13 protein-coding genes are annotated in these 17,326 nt (G+C 72.9%); 7 read left to right on the top strand and 6 right to left on the bottom strand.

Annotation, left to right across the window (positions count from 1 at the left end; translation table 11 throughout):
* The first annotated feature begins 17 nt into the window (after positions 1 to 17).
* Entirely contained in the window at positions 18 to 1,310 is a 1,293-nt protein-coding gene (locus QSK00_RS23020; RefSeq protein WP_285594498.1) for a D-arabinono-1,4-lactone oxidase, read from the top strand.
* Here the strand turns inward: QSK00_RS23020 and QSK00_RS23025 are convergent.
* Positions 1,253 to 3,646 carry an FUSC family protein gene (locus tag QSK00_RS23025; protein WP_285594501.1) on the bottom strand — a complete coding sequence of 798 codons (2,394 nt, stop codon included), beginning with the start codon at positions 3,644 to 3,646 and terminating at the stop codon, positions 1,253 to 1,255. The genes QSK00_RS23020 and QSK00_RS23025 overlap by 58 nt on opposite strands.
* Positions 3,647 to 3,820: 174 nt before the next feature.
* Here QSK00_RS23025 and QSK00_RS23030 point away from each other — a divergent pair, with 174 nt between their 5' ends.
* A complete protein-coding gene (locus QSK00_RS23030; RefSeq protein WP_285594503.1) occupies positions 3,821 to 5,680 on the top strand; it encodes an acyl-CoA dehydrogenase in 1,860 nt (619 codons plus the stop codon).
* Positions 5,681 to 5,804: 124 nt separating this feature from the next.
* Positions 5,805 to 7,220 (top strand): argininosuccinate synthase, encoded by a 1,416-nt coding sequence (gene argG / locus QSK00_RS23035; RefSeq protein ID WP_285594505.1) that lies wholly within the window; start codon positions 5,805 to 5,807, stop codon positions 7,218 to 7,220.
* Between the two features lie 68 nt (positions 7,221 to 7,288).
* Here the strand turns inward: argG and QSK00_RS23040 are convergent, their stop codons facing one another.
* From QSK00_RS23040 to QSK00_RS23055, 4 genes are all read right to left on the bottom strand, one after another.
* Positions 7,289 to 8,164 (bottom strand): DUF1206 domain-containing protein, encoded by an 876-nt coding sequence (locus tag QSK00_RS23040; RefSeq protein ID WP_285594508.1) that lies wholly within the window; start codon positions 8,162 to 8,164, stop codon positions 7,289 to 7,291.
* Positions 8,161 to 10,122: a VanW family protein gene (locus QSK00_RS23045; protein WP_285594509.1), complete on the bottom strand. Its 1,962-nt coding sequence runs from the start codon at positions 10,120 to 10,122 to the stop codon at positions 8,161 to 8,163. The genes QSK00_RS23040 and QSK00_RS23045 overlap by 4 nt, the downstream gene beginning before the upstream one ends.
* Positions 10,119 to 10,418 (bottom strand): GroES family chaperonin, encoded by a 300-nt coding sequence (locus tag QSK00_RS23050; protein ID WP_018330414.1) that lies wholly within the window; start codon positions 10,416 to 10,418, stop codon positions 10,119 to 10,121. Before QSK00_RS23050 ends, QSK00_RS23045 begins: the two co-directional genes overlap by 4 nt.
* A gap of 221 nt (positions 10,419 to 10,639) precedes the next feature.
* The gene (locus QSK00_RS23055) at positions 10,640 to 11,830 is read right to left on the bottom strand and encodes an ATP-binding protein (RefSeq protein ID WP_285594512.1); all 1,191 of its coding nucleotides are present in this window, start codon (positions 11,828 to 11,830) and stop codon (positions 10,640 to 10,642) included.
* Between the two features lie 177 nt (positions 11,831 to 12,007).
* On the opposite strand from QSK00_RS23055, the gene QSK00_RS23060 reads away from it, so the two are divergent.
* Positions 12,008 to 12,913 (top strand): AurF N-oxygenase family protein, encoded by a 906-nt coding sequence (locus QSK00_RS23060; RefSeq protein ID WP_285594514.1) that lies wholly within the window; start codon positions 12,008 to 12,010, stop codon positions 12,911 to 12,913.
* 9 nt (positions 12,914 to 12,922) lie between these two features.
* A complete protein-coding gene (locus tag QSK00_RS23065; RefSeq protein WP_285594516.1) occupies positions 12,923 to 14,407 on the top strand; it encodes an FAD-dependent oxidoreductase in 1,485 nt (494 codons plus the stop codon).
* A gap of 346 nt (positions 14,408 to 14,753) precedes the next feature.
* Here QSK00_RS23065 and QSK00_RS23070 read toward each other — a convergent pair whose 3' ends face one another.
* Entirely contained in the window at positions 14,754 to 15,377 is a 624-nt protein-coding gene (locus tag QSK00_RS23070; RefSeq protein WP_285594518.1) for a TetR/AcrR family transcriptional regulator, read from the bottom strand.
* A gap of 84 nt (positions 15,378 to 15,461) precedes the next feature.
* On the opposite strand from QSK00_RS23070, the gene QSK00_RS23075 reads away from it, so the two are divergent.
* On the top strand, positions 15,462 to 16,001 hold the full coding sequence (locus QSK00_RS23075; protein WP_285594520.1) for an SCP2 sterol-binding domain-containing protein: 540 nt from the start codon (positions 15,462 to 15,464) through the stop codon (positions 15,999 to 16,001).
* Between the two features lie 20 nt (positions 16,002 to 16,021).
* On the top strand, positions 16,022 to 17,221 hold the full coding sequence (locus QSK00_RS23080) for an acyl-CoA dehydrogenase family protein (RefSeq protein WP_285594522.1): 1,200 nt from the start codon (positions 16,022 to 16,024) through the stop codon (positions 17,219 to 17,221).
* Positions 17,222 to 17,326 lie beyond the last annotated feature (105 nt).

A 17,326-nucleotide genomic window follows, 5' to 3' on the forward strand; every position in this document is an offset into this window, starting at 1 on the left:
CCCCTAGGCTGGGCCGGGTGTGGACGAACTGGTCGGGCGGGCAGCGTTGCCGGCCCGTCGCCACCGCCCGTCCCCTGGACGAGGCCGGTGTGGCGGGGGTGATCCGGCGCGCCGCCGAACGGGGCCAGACGGTGCGCCCGGTCGGCGCCGGGCACGGTTTCTCCGACCTCGCCGTGACCGACGGCGTCCACCTCGACTGCTCCGCGTTCGCGGGGATCACCGGCGTCTCGGCCGTGGGCGGGCCGGAGGCCGGCTCCGGGAAGGCCGTGGTGCGGGTCCGCGGCGGCACGACCGTCGGCGAGCTCCAGGAGGGGCTGGCCGACCGCGGCCTGGCGCTCCCGGTGCCGCTCGACCTGGCCGCGCCCACCCTCGGCGGCGCCCTCGCGGTCGGCGCGCACGGCAGCGCGGCCTCCCGCGGCTCCCTCGCCGAACAGGTCCTCGCGCTGCGCGTGGTCGACGGCCGGGGACGGGTCCGCGACGTCCCGCACGCCGACCTGGACGCAGCCCGGACGGCCCTCGGGGCCCTCGGGGTGATCCTCGACGCCGAGCTCGCGGTCGTCCCGGCCACCCCCGTCACCGTGACCCGCGCGCAGCGCCCGGTCGACGAGGTGCTCGACCCGACGTTCTGGGAGTCCCACGACCTCGCGGAGGCCGCGCTCTTCCCGTCGTCGCCGACCGCGCTCGCGCGCTGGGCGGGGGTGGCGCAGAGCGTCGAGGAGGAGGCCGAGCGCGGGGTGGGGGTCACGAGCGCGGGGGCGACCGGCCGCACCGCCCTGGGCGGCGCCGTCGTCGTCGAGCGGGCCCTGCCGCGGCTCGCGCCCTCGCTCAACCGCGTCGTCTCGCGGCTCGCCCGGACGGTGTCGGCGACCGGCGCCGGGCACCGGGTGCTGTCGAGCCCGCCCGCGGTCCGCTACGAGCAGAGCGAGTGGGCCGTGCCGCGCGAAGTGCTCGTCGGCAGTCTGCGGGCACTGCTCGCCCAGCTCGCCGACGGGCTCGAGACCGGGCTGCCGGTGCGGATGCGGGTCGGACCCGCGGAGCGCGGCTGGCTGCACCCGGCGTACGGGCGCGAGACGGGCTGGGTCGCCGTCCGCGTTCCCCGCGGCACCGACCCCGGGCCCGTACTCGCCCGCACCGCCTCGGTCATGCGTGCCCACGGCGGGCGACCGCACTGGGGCACCCGGCACGACTTCGACGCCGTCGACGTGGCCGCCGCCTACCCGCGGTTCGCCGATTTCGCGCGGGTACGCGACGACTACGACCCGGATCGGGTCTTCACCAACCCCGCGCTCGCCCGGCTGCTCGGCGACTGATCGTCGTCCGGGTCCGCCGCGGCCCCCAGGTCGACCGCGAGCGCGACGACGGCCTGGTCGATGCGCCGCAGCAGCCGGGTCACCACCAGGGCGTCGTTGCGTCGACGCGGGTCCTGGCTGCGCGCGGCCTGCTCCTCGGCGCGGTCGACGAGCTCCTCGGCCGAGTGCACCAGCACCTGCTCGCCGTCCGAGCGGCGCCTCCCCCGCACCACGACGTCGCGCAGCCCGTCGAGGTTCGCCCGGACCGCCGCGAGCGCGGGTTCGAGCGTGGGCCCCCAGCCCGGCGTCGGGTCGGATCCGAGGTCCGCGGCGGTGCGGGCCAGCGAGCGGGCGTAGTGGTCGACGATCGTGAAGACCCGCAGCGCGCGCCGGTGGCTGGAGCGGCCACGCCGCTTCGGCGTGTTCACCAGCAGCGGCTTCGTGCGCGCCCGCAGCGTCGCGAGCGCGGTGTCCATGTCGCGGGCGCCCTCGAGCGCGGCCGCGCCCCCGCGGCCCCGCCCGAGGACGGTGGCCACCCCCGCCTCGAGCACCCCGTCGGCGGCGTCGACGAACTCCTCGACGGCCTCCCCGAACGCCTCGCGGGTGCCCTTGGGCAGCACCAGGAACGCCGCGACGACGCTCGCGAGCACCCCGACCAGGGTCTCCTCGATCCGCAGCACGAGCGTCTGCACGCTGAACTGGCCGATCAGCCCGTAGACCAGGGCGAGCACGGCCGTGATCCAGAACGCGAGCATCCCCGGGGACACGCGCACCAGGTACAGCGCGAGGAACGCGCACGCGAACAGCAGCACCAGTGAGAGCACCTGGTTCCCCGCCGTCAGCGCCGCCAGCCCCATGCCGGCCGCGACCCCGCCGACCGTGCCGACGACCCGGCCCCACCCGCGGGAGAGCAGGTCGCCGCGGCTGGCGGTGTTGGCGAAGACCACGAACGAGGCGATCACCGCCCAGTACCACCGCGACGGGGCGAGCAGCTCGCCCAGCCCGATCGCGATCGTCGTCCCCACGCCCACCTGGATCGACTGACGCGTGGTGAGGAGCAGCCCGCGGTCCTCGCCCGACGACGGGTCGTCCCCGTCGGCCGACCGCTCCGGCCCCGCCGGTCGTCCCGTCGCGATGCCGTCGGGCGCGGCCTCGGTCGCGACGGCGACCGGGGAGGCCGCCGGGGCCCGCGGCACCCCGGGCAGCACGATGCCCTCGGTGGTCGCCTCGCCGGGGCGCGCGGGCAGGTCACGCTGGGCGTACTCCACCGAGTCGGCGATCCGGCGCACGGCGAAGGCGGTGCGCTGCACGCGTTCGTGGCCCGGCGCGGTGTCGGCGACGAGGCCCGCGACCGCGCCCCGGGCGTCGGCGAGCTCGGCGAGGATCTCCCGGTGGGGCACCCGTCGGTCGGTGGCGCGGGCGAGGTGGGTGAGCCCGGTGCGCAGGGCGGTGAGCGCGAGCGGGCTCGGGCGTTGCGTGTCGTCCGCGCGGACGAGCCGGCGGGTGGCGACGCCGAGCCGCTCGAGCCCCAGCTCGGTGTCGACCACCCGCAGGGCGAGCAGGTCGTTCGCCAGGCCGGGCCACACCCGGTCCGCGGCGCTGTGCTCGAGCTGGTCCTCGACCATCAGGGCGGTCTCGTTGAGCCGCCGCCGGGCGCGGTAGAGCCGCTCCAGCACGGCGTCGCCGACCTGCTCGTGCTCGTCGCCGGGCGCCCGCATCGACCCCTGCTGCGCCTCGGCCAGCACGTCGTCGACCCGCAGCACCATCTCGTGCGCGCGGGCGCGGAAGGCGTCGACCAGCCGGCGCAGCGTGCGCTCCGGGCGTTCGGCGAACAGGAACCCGCGCAGCAGCAGCGTGACGCCGAGTCCGATGAGCACGGCGACGCACAGCGCCGGGATCTGCGGCGGCTTCGCCTGCAGGAACTGGGTGAAGAAGAACGGCATGAACCCGCCCATACCGAGCGCGAAGCCCCGCGGGCCGAAGCGCCGCACGTAGACCGCGGTCACCATGACCGCGACGAACACCACGTCGGCGACGAGACGGTGGGGCGAGAGCAGGGTGCCCACCGTGGTGGAGGCGAGTGCCGGGAGCACCATCAGCGCGGTCGTCACGCGCTGGCGCGCCACGGTCTTCTCGTTGACCGCGAGGTTCGAGATCATCGCCAGCACCCCGGCGAACAGCACGACCGTCACCGGCTCGTCGGGCACCAGCGTGGCGCGGCCCCAGGCCACCAGCCCGGCCGCGAGGGCCATCGACGCGACGGCGACGGAGGCCAGGCGCAGCCGGGCGAGGCCGGGGTCGGCGGTGACCAGCAGGGTGCGCAGGGACTCGACCGCCCTCGTGGTCCGCGCGCCCACCCGATCCCCTCTCCGTCCGGGGTCGCAGTCTCCCACGTGCTCCACTCGGGGATCCGCCCTCGACAGGGTTACCGCGCGGTAATAGCCTGGGGTTACCCGCCGGTACGGACCGGCCAGAGCCCGCCGCGTCACCACCGGACGGGTTTTCTCGACGGAGCACGGAGCAGCCACGTCATGAGCCACTACAAGGCCAACGTCCGCGACATCGAGTTCACGCTGTTCGAGCTCCTGCGCGTGCAGGACCGGTTCGGGCAGGGTCCGTTCGCGGAGACCGACGAGGAGACCGCCCGTGCGCTCCTCCACGAGGCCGCGGCGCTCGCCGAGGGCCCGCTCGCGGAGTCCTACGAGTCCGGTGACCGCAACCCGGTGCGGTTCGACCCGCAGACCCACACCGCGCACCTCGACGAGGGCATCAAGAAGTCCTACCGCGCGATGTGGGACGCCGAGTGGTGGCGCCTCTCGGCCGACAACGCCATCGGCGGCATGGGCGTGCCCCCGTCGATCCAGTGGTCGGCCGCCGAGATGATCCTCGGCGCCAACGCCCCGGTCTTCATGTACATGACCGGCCCGAACTTCGCGTCGGTGATCTACCGCAACGGCAACGAGCTGCAGCGCCACTGGGCGCAGGTCATGGTCGACCGCGGCTGGAGCGCGACGATGGTGCTCACCGAGCCCGACGCCGGCTCCGACGTGGGCGCGGGCCGCACGAAGGCCCGCGACAACGGCGACGGCACCTGGTCGATCGAGGGCGTCAAGCGCTTCATCACCTCGGCCGACTCCGACGACCTCGTCGAGAACATCATGCACCTGGTGCTGGCCCGCCCCGAGGGCGCGAAGCCGGGCACCAAGGGCCTCTCGCTCTTCCTCGTGCCGAAGTTCCACTTCGACCCGCAGACCGGCGAGCCGGGTGAGCGCAACGGCGCCTTCGTGTCCAACGTCGAGCACAAGATGGGGCTGAACGCCTCGGCGACCTGCGAGGTGTCCTTCGGCATCCACGGGACCCCGGCGACCGGCTTCCTGCTGGGCGACGTGCACGACGGCATCGCCCAGATGTTCCAGGTCATCGAGTACGCCCGGATGATGGTCGGGACCAAGGCCATCGGCACCCTCTCGACGGGTTACCTCAACGCCCTCGAGTACGCCAAGGAGCGCATCCAGGGCGCCGACCTCACGCAGCAGACGAACAAGACGGCGCCGCGCGTGCCGATCACCAACCACCCGGACGTCCGCCGCAGCCTCATGCTGCAGAAGGCGTACGCCGAGGGGCTGCGCGCCGTCTACGCCTTCACCGCGACCTACCAGGACACGGTGCGCCTGGGCGAGGCCTCCGACGCCGAGGCCGGCTCGGTCACCGCCGAGGAGGTCGCGCTCGCGGAGAAGGTCAACGACCTGCTGCTCCCGATCGTCAAGGGCGTCGGCTCGGAGCGGGCGTCCGAGCAGCTCATCGGGTCGCTGCAGACCCTGGGCGGCTCCGGCTACCTGCAGGACTACCCGATCGAGCAGTACATCCGCGACGCCAAGATCGACTCGCTCTACGAGGGCACCACGGCGATCCAGTCGCAGGACTTCTTCTTCCGCAAGATCGTCAAGGACAACGGCCAGGCCCTCGTGCACGTGGCGGGGCTCGTCCAGACCTTCCTCGAGTCCGAGGCCGGCAACGGCCGGCTCAAGGAGGACCGGGCGCTCCTCGCGACCGCGCTCGCCGACGTGCAGGCGATGCTCGGCACGATGATCGGGCACCTGACCTCGTCGCAGGAGGACGTCCGGAACCTCTACAAGGTCGGCCAGCACGCGGTGCGCTTCCTGCTCTCCGTGGGCGACATGCTCATCGGCTACCTGCTGCTGCGTGGCGCCGAGGTGGCCATCGGGGCGCTCGACCGCGGCGCCTCGGCCAAGGACACGGCCTTCTACGAGGGCAAGATCGCCGTCGCGCACTTCTTCGCGAAGAACGTGCTGCCCGAGCTGACCGCGCGCCGCGCGATCGTCGAGGGCGCGGACAACTCGATCATGGACCTGGACGTCGCCGCGTTCTGATCGTTCCCCCGCCACGTGGCAGGAAAGCGTCGTTGCTGTCGTCCGGTGACAGCAACGACGCTTTCCTGCTGTTCGGGGCGGGTGATTCCTGGGTCACAGGGGTCCGGGAGATAGGTTCTGCGACGTGTCGAAGGTCCTGACGAATCTGCCGGTCGGCGAGCGTGTCGGCATCGCCTTCTCCGGGGGTCTCGACACCTCCGTGGCGGTCGCCTGGATGCGCCACCACGGCGCCGTGCCCTGCGCGTACTCGGCCGACCTCGGTCAGTACGACGAGGACGACATGGCCACGCTGCCCGACCGCGCGAAGGAGTACGGCGCGGAGATCGCGCGGCTCGTCGACTGTCGCGGTCCGCTGGTCGAGGAGGGTCTCGTCGCTTTGATGTGCGGCGCCTTCCACATCCGGTCCGGCTCGCGCGTCTACTTCAACACGACGCCGCTGGGGCGCGCCGTCACCGGCACGCTGCTCGTGCGCGCCATGCAGGACGACGGCGTCGCCATCTGGGGCGACGGCTCGACCTACAAGGGCAACGACATCGAGCGGTTCTACCGCTACGGCCTGCTCGCGAACCCGCAGCTGCGCATCTACAAGCCGTGGCTGGACGCGCAGTTCGTCGACGAGCTGGGCGGGCGGGCGGAGATGAGCCAGTGGCTCACCGAGCACGACCTGCCCTATCGCGCGAGCAAGGAGAAGGCGTACTCCACGGACGCCAACATCTGGGGCGCCACCCACGAGGCGAAGACCCTCGAGCACCTCGACGAGTCCCTCGAGGTCGTCGAGCCGATCATGGGTGTGCGGTTCTGGGACGCGGGCGTGGCGATCGAGCCCGAGGACGTGACGATCTCGTTCGAGCAGGGCTACCCGGTCGCGATCGACGGGGAGCGGTTCGCGAACAACGTCGACCTCGTGATGGCCGCGAACGGCATCGGCGGGCGGCACGGACTCGGTATGTCCGACCAGATCGAGAACCGCATCATCGAGGCCAAGAGCCGCGGCATCTACGAGGCGCCCGGCATGGCCCTGCTGTTCATCGCCTACGAGCGGCTGCTGAACGCGATCCACAACGAGGACACGATCGCGAACTACCACAACGAGGGTCGCCGGCTCGGCCGCCTGCTCTACGAGGGTCGCTGGCTGGACCCGCAGTCGATCATGCTGCGTGAGTCGATCACCCGCTGGATCGGTCGCACCGTGACCGGCTCGGTGACGATCCGCCTGCGCCGGGGCGAGGACTACACGATCGTCCGCACCGAGGGTCCGGCGCTCTCCTACCACCCGGACAAGCTCTCGATGGAACGCACCGAGGACGCCGCGTTCGGCCCGCTGGACCGGATCGGCCAGCTGACGATGCGCAACCTGGACATCGCCGACTCCCGTGCGAAGCTCGAGCAGTACGCCGCCTTCGGCCAGCTCACCGGCCAGGCCGCCTTCGTCGGCGAGCTCGAGCAGGGCCGCGCCGACCAGATCACCGGCCGCAGCGAGGACCAGGGCACCGACGAGTCCGCCCTCGACCGGGCGGCGATGGAGTCGGGCACGGACTAGAGGTGGCCTTCGGCCTCGTGTGCACTAATCCGCGTCAGGGCACGGATTAGTGCTCACGAGCGAAGCACCTACACCCGGCGCGCCCGCGCCTCCGCGAACAGGTACAGGCCGAACGCGAGGAATCCCAGGGCGACGGCGAGCAGCAGGAACACCCCGAAGGGCTGGCCGGCGAGGGTCTTGAGGGCGGCGTCGAGACCGCCGGCCCGGCGCGGGTCGGCGGTGAACGCGGCGGTGGCGACGAGCACGCCCGTCACGAGGAACGCGACCGCCCGCAGCACGTGGCCCGCCACGCCCAGCCAGACCGTCGGGCGTCGGGCCCAGGACGGTAGTCGGGACCGGTCGAGCTCCTCCAGGAAGTCGCGCCGCACCCCGGTCCACGCGGTCGCCCCGGCGGCGACCAGCACGACCACCGCCGCCAACCCCACGAGGATGCGTCCACCCGGCAGGGCGAGGACACCCGCCGTCGCCTGCTGCGAGCCGCCCGTGGAGGACCCGGACGACCCGGTGACCAGCAGCCGTATCCCGAGCAGCGCCACCCCGAGGACGGCCAGGGCGCGGGCACCGCTGCCGATGCGCTTCTGGGTGCGGTCCCACCCGCTCGCCCACCGGAACCCGGCGACCGCGGCCAGTCCCTGCCAGATCCCGAAGGCGACCAGCCCGAGGACGATCACCACGATCACGACGACGCCGAACGGCTCGGCCGCGATCGTGCTCAGCGCGCCCTGCTGATCGGCCTGACCTCCACCGGACAGCGCGATCCGCACGGCGATCCCGCCGACGAGCAGGTGGACCAGGCCGTAGGCGGCCAGCCCGACGCGCCCGAGGAGTTCCACGCCGCGGGCGGGCGCCTCGCCCTCACCGCTGCGTCCGAGACCCTCGAGCGCGCCGCGGACCTCGCGGGCGGCGCGCTCGGCCCCGTTCCCCCGGCCGTCGTCGTCGGTCACCGGTTGTTGCAGGTGATCTCGGGCTCCGGGTTGTAGCGGACGGTGCGCGGCTCGGACTTCGTCTCGCCCGTGCGGACGTCCTTGAGGACCCGGGTGTCGGTGATGGTGAAGCCGCCGACCCCCTTGGACGGCTTGCACCTCGGGTTGTCCGAGAGGTCGCGGGTGCCGGGCGCCACGGGGTTGGTGCGCGGGCCGGTCTGCGACGTCACGTCGTAGCGCTTCTGACCGTAGATCTGGACCTTGATCGACGCCGGGGTCCACTGCGTGCGGATGAGCACCGGGGTGTCCCCGTCGTTGCGGAACTTGAGGTCGATGGCGCCCTCGAAGACGGTCGCCTCGCGGCCCGCGGGGTAGCGGCTGATGTAGTAGCTGTGCTCCTTGTGCTCCACCTGCTGGAGGCCGGCGAAGTAGGAGGCGTTGTACAGCGTCGTCGCGAACTGGGAGATGCCGCCGCCGATGCCGCGCCCGGGCACCCCGTCGTCGATGATGCCCGCCTCGACGAAGCCCTGGCCCGCGTCGCGGGGGCCGGTGAAGCCGTTGAGGCTGAACGTCTCGCCCGGCTTGATGGTCGCGCCGTTGACGATCTCGGCGACCCGCTTGATGTTCTGTCCGGAGTCGGCGGCGAACCCGCCCGACTGGAACTCGCCGATCACGGTGGCGGGGCCGAGGGCCTGCAGCGCCTCGGTGGTGACCTTCGGCGGGGTGGTGGTGTACACGGCGTTCACCGCGCGGCCGTTCGCGGGCGGCGGGGCGGCCGGCGTCGCGCCCGGGGGCACGGGCGGCGGGGTGAAGGTGGTCGGCGGGGCGGGGTCGGCCTCGCGTCCGAGCGCCTCGACGAGGCCCTCGAAGGTCTTCGGGTAGTCGATGGCGCGGCCGGTGACGGCGGGCACGACGGTGGCCGCGGCGCCCTCGAACGCGAACGTGGCGTCCTTCGGCTCCGCCTCGGTCGAGGCCAGGTCGCGGCCGGCGACCTTCTCGGCGGCCGGGACGTCGACCCGCGGCGTCAGCCCACCCGACCCGTCCGGATCGAACCTGAGGAACGTCCCGATCTCCTCGGGCGACAGGGTGGCGTTCTTCCCGTCGCCGATGACGTAGGCCGGGCCGGCGACGGCGGGCGTGGCCACCTCGCGCATCGCGGTGTCGAGGCCGTCCTGGGTGACGGTCACGGGCTGCTCGGTGACGGGCAGGGCGACGGGCGCGGCGTCGAGCCAGTGCGCGAACACGACGTCGGGCGCGAGGCGGCTGTCGACGACGGCGCCGGGCACCGAGGGCACCGGGATCGGCCGGTCGCCCTCGAAGCGGATGGTGCCCTCGGTCGACGGCCGGTCGAGCTGCGGGCGGGCCGCGTCCACGGCCTGGCCGATGGCGACGGGGTTGCCCTTGCTGATCGGGGCGATCTCCCGGTCGGCGAACAGCGACGACAGGCGGGTGAACGGGTTCAGCGGCTGCTCGCCCGCCTCGTCGATGGTGGCGGCGACGTCGAGGTCGAGCCCCGCGGTGCGCGGGTCGATCGTCGTCGTGCGCGCGTCGGGTCCGCTGCCGGCGACCAGGGTGACGGGACGGGAGACCCGCGGACCGAGCTCGCGGCCCAGCGTCTCCTGCGCGGCGAGGCGGTTCATCCCGCCGATCTCCACGCCGGCGACGGTGACGCCGCGCGGGACGTTCGTGGCCGACAGCAGGAGGTCGCCGACGTAGAGGGCCGCGAGCAGACCCACGACCGCCGCGCCCGCGACGAGGAGCCTGCGCCGGGAACCGCTCGAGCCGCCGTCGTCGACGTCGTCCTGCGGCGGACCGGCCACCGGCGGGATCTGGACCGTCGCCTCGGCGTCCGGGTCGTAGCTCGGAGCCGGCTCGGCCGACATCGCCCGCGTCGCCTCGGCGTCGGGACCGCTCCCGTCACCGCCGGGCGGGTCGAGGCGGGTGTCGCCGGGGGAGTCCGGTTGATCCGGTGTCGTCACAGGTAGAGCCCCGTCCCGCTGGTCGGCTCGATGTTCTCGCTGGCCACCGCGTGCACGTCGCGTTCTCGCATCACGACGAACGATCGGCCGTCGACCTCCACCTCGGCGTGGTCGTCCGGCCCGTACAGGACCCGGTCGCCGACCTTGACGGTCCGCACGTGGTTCCCGGTCCCGTACACGTCCCCCCAGCTCAACCGCTTCGACACCGACGCCGTCGCGGGGATGACGATGCCCCCGGTGCTGCGGCGCTCACCCTCGGCGGCCGAGGGGGACACCAGCACACGGTCGTGCAGCATCTGGATTTCCAGCCGGGAGTCCGACACGCGCGAATCGTACGGGGAGGTCGGTACCGGTCGGGCGGTGGGCGGCGCTCGCACGAGCAACGGACCCGGGCCCGGACATGAAGCAGCCCCGCGGCCCTGCCAGGTCGGGGGTCCGGCAGCGCCACGGGGCTCGTGATGGGTGTCGTCCGGGCCCCCTCGTTCGTTACCGCCCCGGACAGCTTCACCCGTTGGGACTAGTCGCGGCCCAGGAGGAAGCGGCCGAAGTGCGGGACCGTGAAGGCGATCCAGCCGCGCTCGGCCGAGAAGACGAGTCCCTTGCGCAGCAGGCTGTCGCGGGCCGGGGAGAGCGAGGAGGCCCGTTTGCCCAGGTGGGCGGCGAGCTTGGCGGTCTGCACCGCCTCGTCGCGGCCCTCGGCGAGCTCGGCCATGCCCTGCAGGTACTCGCGCTCGGCCGGGGTGGCGCGCTCGTAGCGCGAGCCGAAGAAGCCGACCGCGAGCTCGGCGCCCGCGTCCGGAGCCGCCATGCGGACGTCGTCGGCGTCGATCGGGCTCTGCACCGCGGCGTCCCAGGCGGCCTTGCCGTAGGCCTGCACGAAGTAGGGGTAGCCGCCGGAGACCTCGTAGAGCAGCTCGAGCGCGGCCGGCGTGAGCTCGGCGTCCTCGCGCTTGGCGGGCGCGGTGAGGGCGAAGTCGGCGTCGGCCCGGTCCAGCTGCCCGATGCGCACGTAGCGGAAGAGCCGCTCGGAGTAGGACTTCGACGCCGAGAGCACGGCCGGCAGGTGCGGCAGGCCCGCGCCCACGACGACGAGCGGCGCCCCGGACTGCGAGAGCTCGTGGCACGCGGCGCACAGGGCCGACACGTCGTCGAGCTGGAGGTCCTGCATCTCGTCGATGAGCAGGGCCACCCCGACGCCGACGTCCGCGGCCAGCTCGGCCACCACGCCGAACAGCTCGACGAGGTCGATCTCGATGTCGCCGGAGTCGGCGCGACCGGACAGGACGGGCGCGTCGATCCCGGGCTGCCAGCGGTCCTTGAGCTTGGCGTCCGACGGCGTGGCCTTGAGCGCGAAGGCCTTCAGGACGCCGAGGGTCTCCTCGACCCGGTCGGGCGCGCGGTGGCGGACGGCGAGGTCGCGGACCGCGCGGTGCAGGGCGGCCGAGAGCGGGCGACGCAGGTCGGCGTCCGGCCGGGCCTCGATCTTGCCCGCGCCCCAGCCGGCGCGGACGGCCATCGAGCGCAGCTCGCCGAGCAGCACCGTCTTGCCGACCCCGCGCAGACCGGTCAGCACGAGGCTGCGCTCGGGTCGGCCGCGCGCCACGCGCTCGAGGACCACGTCGAACGCGGTTAGCTCACGGTCGCGCCCCGCGAGCTCGGGCGGGCGCTGCCCGGCGCCGGGGGCGAACGGGTTGCGCACCGGATCCACGATCGCAGCGTATGGCGCTCTCTAGATCAGGTCCGATACGTCACGAGAAACGGCGATCGGCGTGTCGCGGTGTGACGGCGGAGACAGGCGGTGGTGTGCAGACACGGTGTATCGGTTACCTTTGGTACGGGTAACCGCAGGTAACAGTGACCGCCGGTACGAAAAGGTGAGCGGACCATGACCACCGTCGAGCAGGGCCAGGGAACGGACCGACGCGACGACGTCGCGGAGCGGTTGCTCCGCTCCGCCGGCGAGCTCTCCTACGACCCCCTCGCCGAGGTGGACTGGGAGACCCCGCTCGACCCGGCCCACCACGGCTGCAGCCCGGAGTGGAGCACGCTCTACGGGACGTCGTACTGGGACGAGCTGAGCGAGTCCCAGCGCGCCGCGCTGACCCGGCAGGAGGCGGCGTCGGTCGCCAGCACGGGCATCTGGTTCGAGATGATCCTGCAGCAGATGGTCATCCGGGACTTCTACGCGAAGGACCCCACGGACCCGGCGTTCCAGTGGGCGCTGACCGAGATCGCCGACGAGTGCCGCCACTCGATCATGTTCGCCCGCGGGGCGGAGAAGCTGGGCGCGCCCGCCTACCGCCCGGCCCGCCACGTCGTCGAGGGCGGCCGCGTGTTCAAGGCGGTCGCCAGCGGCGAGGCGGCCTACGCGTCGATCCTGGTCGCCGAGGAGGTCCTCGACGTCATGCAGCGCGACTGGATGCGCGACGACCGCGTCGCCCCGTTCGCGCGCACCATCAACAACATCCACGTGGTCGAGGAGGCGCGGCACATGCGCTTCGCCCGCGAGGAGACCCGGGAGCGGCTCGAGGGCGTCGGCCCGGTCCGTCGTCGGGTGCAGGCGCTGCTCGTCGCCTTCGCGGCGTTCTTCATCGTCACGAGCATGTGGAACAAGCAGGTCTACGCGAACGCCGGGCTGGACCCGGAGCGGGCGCTGCGCGAGGCGCGGGCGAACCAGCACCACCGGGCGATGCTGCGCTCGAGCTGCGCGGAGCTGATGGAGTTCCTCGGTTCGGTCGGCCTGCTGACGCGTCCGGCGCGGGCGATCTACCGCGCCGCGCACATCCTCTGAGAGGCCGTCGTGGCGTTCGCGATCACGCAGTCGTGCTGCGTCGACGCCTCGTGCGTCTCGGCCTGCCCGGTCAACTGCATCCACCCCGCGCCGGGTGAGCCGGACTTCGGGTCGACCGACATGCTCTTCGTCGACCCGCGGGCCTGCATCGACTGCGGGGCGTGTGCCGAGGTCTGCCCGGTCGACGCGGTGTTCCCGGTGGAGGAGCTCGTCGGCCCGCTGCGGGACTACGCCGAGGTCAACGCCGGGTACTACGCCGGCCGCGACGTCCCGACGGCGCTCGCCGGGTCCCCACTGTTCCACGCCTGGGACCCGGTGCGCTTCGACCGCGTGCTGCCGGCGGACTTCCCGCGGCTCGACGTCGCGGTGGTCGGCAGCGGGCCGGCCGCGATGTACGCGGTGGAGGACCTGCTCCTGCACACCACCGCGCACGTCACGATCATCGACCGGCTCACCGAGCCGGGTGGCCTCGTGCGCTTCGGCGTCGCGCCCGACCACGCGTCCACGAAGAAGGTCGGCGAGCACTTCGCCCGCTACCACGCCCACCACCGGGTGAAGCTGCGGCTCGGCGTCGAGGTCGGGCGCGACGTCACGGCCGACGAGCTCGCACGGCGCTACGACGCCGTGATCTACGCCGTCGGCGCCGCGGAGTCGCGCGACCTCGGCATCCCGGGCGAGGACCTGCGGGGCAACCTCGCGTCCACGACCGTGGTCGGTTGGTACAACGGCCACCCCGAGATCCCGGCGGACGCGGTCGACCTGTCCGGGCCGCGCGTGGTGGTCGTCGGCACCGGCAACGTCTCCCTCGACATCGCACGCGTCCTCGCGGCCGACCCGTCCGCGCTCTCGGGGGTGGCCCCGGGGGCGCTGGCCGCGCTGCGCGGGAGTGCGGTGCGCGAGGTCGTGGTGCTCGGCCGACGCGGCCCGCGCGACGCGGCCTGGACCCGGGGCGAGCTGCTCGGGCTGCTGCGCCGCGACGACCTCGAGGTGGTCGTCGACGACCACGACCCCCGCGTGGCGGACGAGATCGCAGGGGCCGACACCGCAGGGACGGCGAGCCTGCTGCGCGACGTCCCGCTCCTCTCGGAGGCGGGGGAGCCTTCCCGACGGCGGGTGGTGCTGCGGTTCCACGCCGCTCTCGAGGACATCGTGGGCACCGACCACGTGACCGGCGTGCGGCTGGTGGGCGGGGACGTCGTGGAGGCGGGCGTGGTGGTCCGGGCGATCGGCCACCGCGGTCGTCCCGTGCCGGGGCTGCCGTTCGACCCGTCGTCGGGAACGGTGCCGCACGTGCAGGGGCGGGTGCAGGACCGTCCGGGCACCTACGTCGTCGGCTGGATCAAGCGTGGTGCCTCCGGCGGCATCGGCGCGAACCGGGCCGACGCGGCCGAGACGGTGGCGTCCCTCATCGCCGACGGTGCCACGGGTGTCCTGGGCGACGGCGCGTCACGGAATCCCGTCACGCGGGTCCTCGGGCGGTTGACCCGTCGCTGAGGTCCGGCGCGCCCTCACGACGAGGTGCACATCAGGCAGGCGCGGGAGCCCGCGGACCTGCCCGGTGTGCACCTCACGAGCGTCGTGCGGCGGATCGTGGCGTATCCGGCTCTCTCGCTCCCACGCTAGACGGGCGTAGACGCCTCGATCGACGACAGATCGGGCCGTATCCGGCTCTCTCGCGGTCACGCTAGACGGACGTAGAGAGAGCGAACCGACGATGGCGCTCTGCTCGCGTCCAACGGCAGCAGAGCGCCATCGTCGGGACACGGCGTCGTCGAGCCCGCTCCGACGATGCGGCGGACCTGCCACTGGATGACAGCAACGACGCTTTCCTGCCACGGAGCTACGACCCGCGCAGGGCGTCCAACCCCGGCCAGACGACGGCCATCAGCATGTCGGCGAGCAGGTCGGCGGGCTCGCGGCCGTGGGTCGGGTGGTTCCCGCCGAGCCACCAGTCGGTCAGCCCCTCGGCGGCGCCGACCAGGATGTGCGCGACCGGCTCCGCGGCCTCGGCCGAACCGCCCAGTTCCGCCGCGAGCAGCTCCGCCGCGCGGCGCACGATGCCGCGCCGTGCCGCGTCGACCGGGCCGGCGAACTCCCCGCTCGACGCCTGCCGGTAGAGCACGGTCCAACCCTGGCGGTGCGTGGTGACGGCGCCGAAGAACGCCCGGAACGACCGCCGGAGCCGGGCGTCGGCGCCCGAGTCGCGGGAGCCTCCGTCGGGAAGGGCGGCCGCGGTCAGCGTGGAGACGAGCCGCTCGGCCTCGCGGGCCAGGCATGCGGCGAAGAGTTCGTCCTTCGTGCCGCCGTGGGCGTAGACCAGCGGCTTCGACACGCCGGCCCGCGCCGCGATCGCGTCCATCGACGCGCCGTGCAGGCCCTCCTCGGAGAACACCGCGATCGCCGCGTCCAGCACCTGGCGGCGGCGCACCTCGGGGGCGAGGCGTCGGCGCGTCGAGGAGGTCACCCTTGCATCGTATCTACTACCGCGTAAAGTAGCGAGCGTCAGCGGGACCGCTGGTACCTGGAACCTCACGTCGGAGTGGAGATCGTGGCCGAGAAGATCGACGTCAACGAGCTGGGTCGCAGCGTCGACCTCAAGAAGCTGTCCTCCGAGGACCTCGTGGCGACGCTGCGCGACGCGCTCGCCGAGCCCGAGGGTGCGAAGACCGTGGACGCGTCGATCTTCGCGCGCCTGGTGAAGGGCGCGAGCAAGGCGCAGCTCGAGGCGATCATGGCCTCCGACGCCCGCCGCCCGGTGATCGACGCGATCTTCGGCCGGATGAGCGAGTTCTACTCGTCGAAGGGGGCGAGCTCGAAGCGGCAGGTCGTGCACTGGCACGTCACCGGCGCTCCGGGCGGCGGCAGCGACGACTACCAGACCGCGATGCAGCACGGCACCTGCACGGTCTCCACCAGCCTCGACGAGGAGCCCCGGACCGAGCTGTTCATGAACGGCACGGAGTTCCTCAAGGTCGTCACGAACAACGCGAACCCGATCACGCTGTTCATGACCCGCAAGCTCAAGGTCTCGGGCGACGTCGGCTTCGCCACCGCCCTACAGAAGATGTTCACCATCCCCTCGGCGTAAGGCGCACCATGACTTTCTCGATGGAACTGTCCGAGGAGCACACCGACCTCAGGGACTGGGCGCACGGCTTCGCCGCCGACGTCATCCGCCCGGCGGCCGAGGAGTGGGACGAGCGCGAGGCCACCCCGTGGCCCGTCCTGCAGGAGGCCGCGAAGATCGAGCTCTACAACTTCGAGACGCTCGCGTCGTTCTGGGGTGACGAGACCGGCCTGAGCCTGCCGATCGTCAACGAGGAGCTCTTCTGGGGCGACGGCGGCATCGGCATGGCGATCTTCGGCACCACCCTGGCCGTCGCCGGCATCTTCTCCTCGGGCACGCCCGAGCAGATGGTCGAGTGGATCCCGCAGTGCTACGGCGACGTCGACGACGTCAAGGTCGCCGCCTTCTGCTCCTCGGAGCCGGAGTCGGGCTCCGACGTCGGCGCGATGCGGACCAAGGCCGTGTACGACGAGGCCAAGGACCAGTGGACGATCTCCGGCGCCAAGGCGTGGGCCACGAACGGCGGGATCGCGAACATCCACGTCGTCCAGGCCGTCGTCGACCCGACGCTGGGCACCCGCGGCCAGGCCGGCTTCATCATCCCGCCGAACACGCCGGGCCTGGAGTCGACCCGCAAGATCAAGAAGATGGGGCTGCGCGCCTCGCACACGGCCGACGTCTTCCTCGACGACGTCGTCGTGCCCGGCTCCTGCCTGCTCGGCGGCAAGGACAAGCTCGACGAGCGCCTCGCCAAGGCCCGTGAGGGGCAGAAGTCCAAGGGCTCGGCCGCGATGCAGACCTTCGAGCTCTCCCGCCCGACGGTGGGGTCGCAGGCCATCGGCATCGCCCGCGCGGCCTACGAGTACGCGCTGGAGTACGCGAAGGGCCGGCAGACGTTCGGTCGCCCGATCATCGACAACCAGTCGATCGCGTTCACCCTCGCCGACATGAAGACCGAGATCGACGCCGCCCGCCTGCTCGTGTGGCGCGCGGCGTGGATGGGCCGCAACGGCGTGCCGTTCGAGGCGGGCGAGGGCTCCATGTCCAAGCTCAAGGCCGGCCGCGTCGCGGTCTGGGCCACCGAGCGGGCCATCCAGGTCCTCGGCGGCGCGGGCTACTCCCGCGAGCACCCGGTCGAGCGCATGCACCGCGACTCGAAGATCTACGACATCTTCGAGGGCACCGAACAGATCCAGCAGCTCGTCATCGCCCGCTCCATCTCCGGGCGCCACATCGCCTGACGCTCCCCAGCCGCATCGGCGCCGGTCACGAGGGCTGCTCTCGTGGCCGGCGCCGTTGTGTGTCCAGGCCGGACGTAGTCCCTGGCGTGCGGTCGTCGTCAGCGT

It is taken from the genome of Actinomycetospora sp. NBRC 106378, assembly GCF_030269685.1.
Lineage (GTDB): Bacteria > Actinomycetota > Actinomycetes > Mycobacteriales > Pseudonocardiaceae > Actinomycetospora.

Excerpts from the sequence above, each read along its gene's own strand:
- QSK00_RS23080 (WP_285594522.1), top strand. The coding sequence starts at position 16,022 with ATGGAACTGTCCGAGGAGCACACCGACCTCAGGGACTGGGCGCACGGC.
- QSK00_RS23030 (WP_285594503.1), top strand. The coding sequence starts at position 3,821 with ATGAGCCACTACAAGGCCAACGTCCGCGACATCGAGTTCACGCTGTTC.
- QSK00_RS23050 (WP_018330414.1), bottom strand. The coding sequence starts at position 10,418 with ATGCTGCACGACCGTGTGCTGGTGTCCCCCTCGGCCGCCGAGGGTGAG.
- QSK00_RS23060 (WP_285594514.1), top strand. The coding sequence starts at position 12,008 with ATGACCACCGTCGAGCAGGGCCAGGGAACGGACCGACGCGACGACGTC.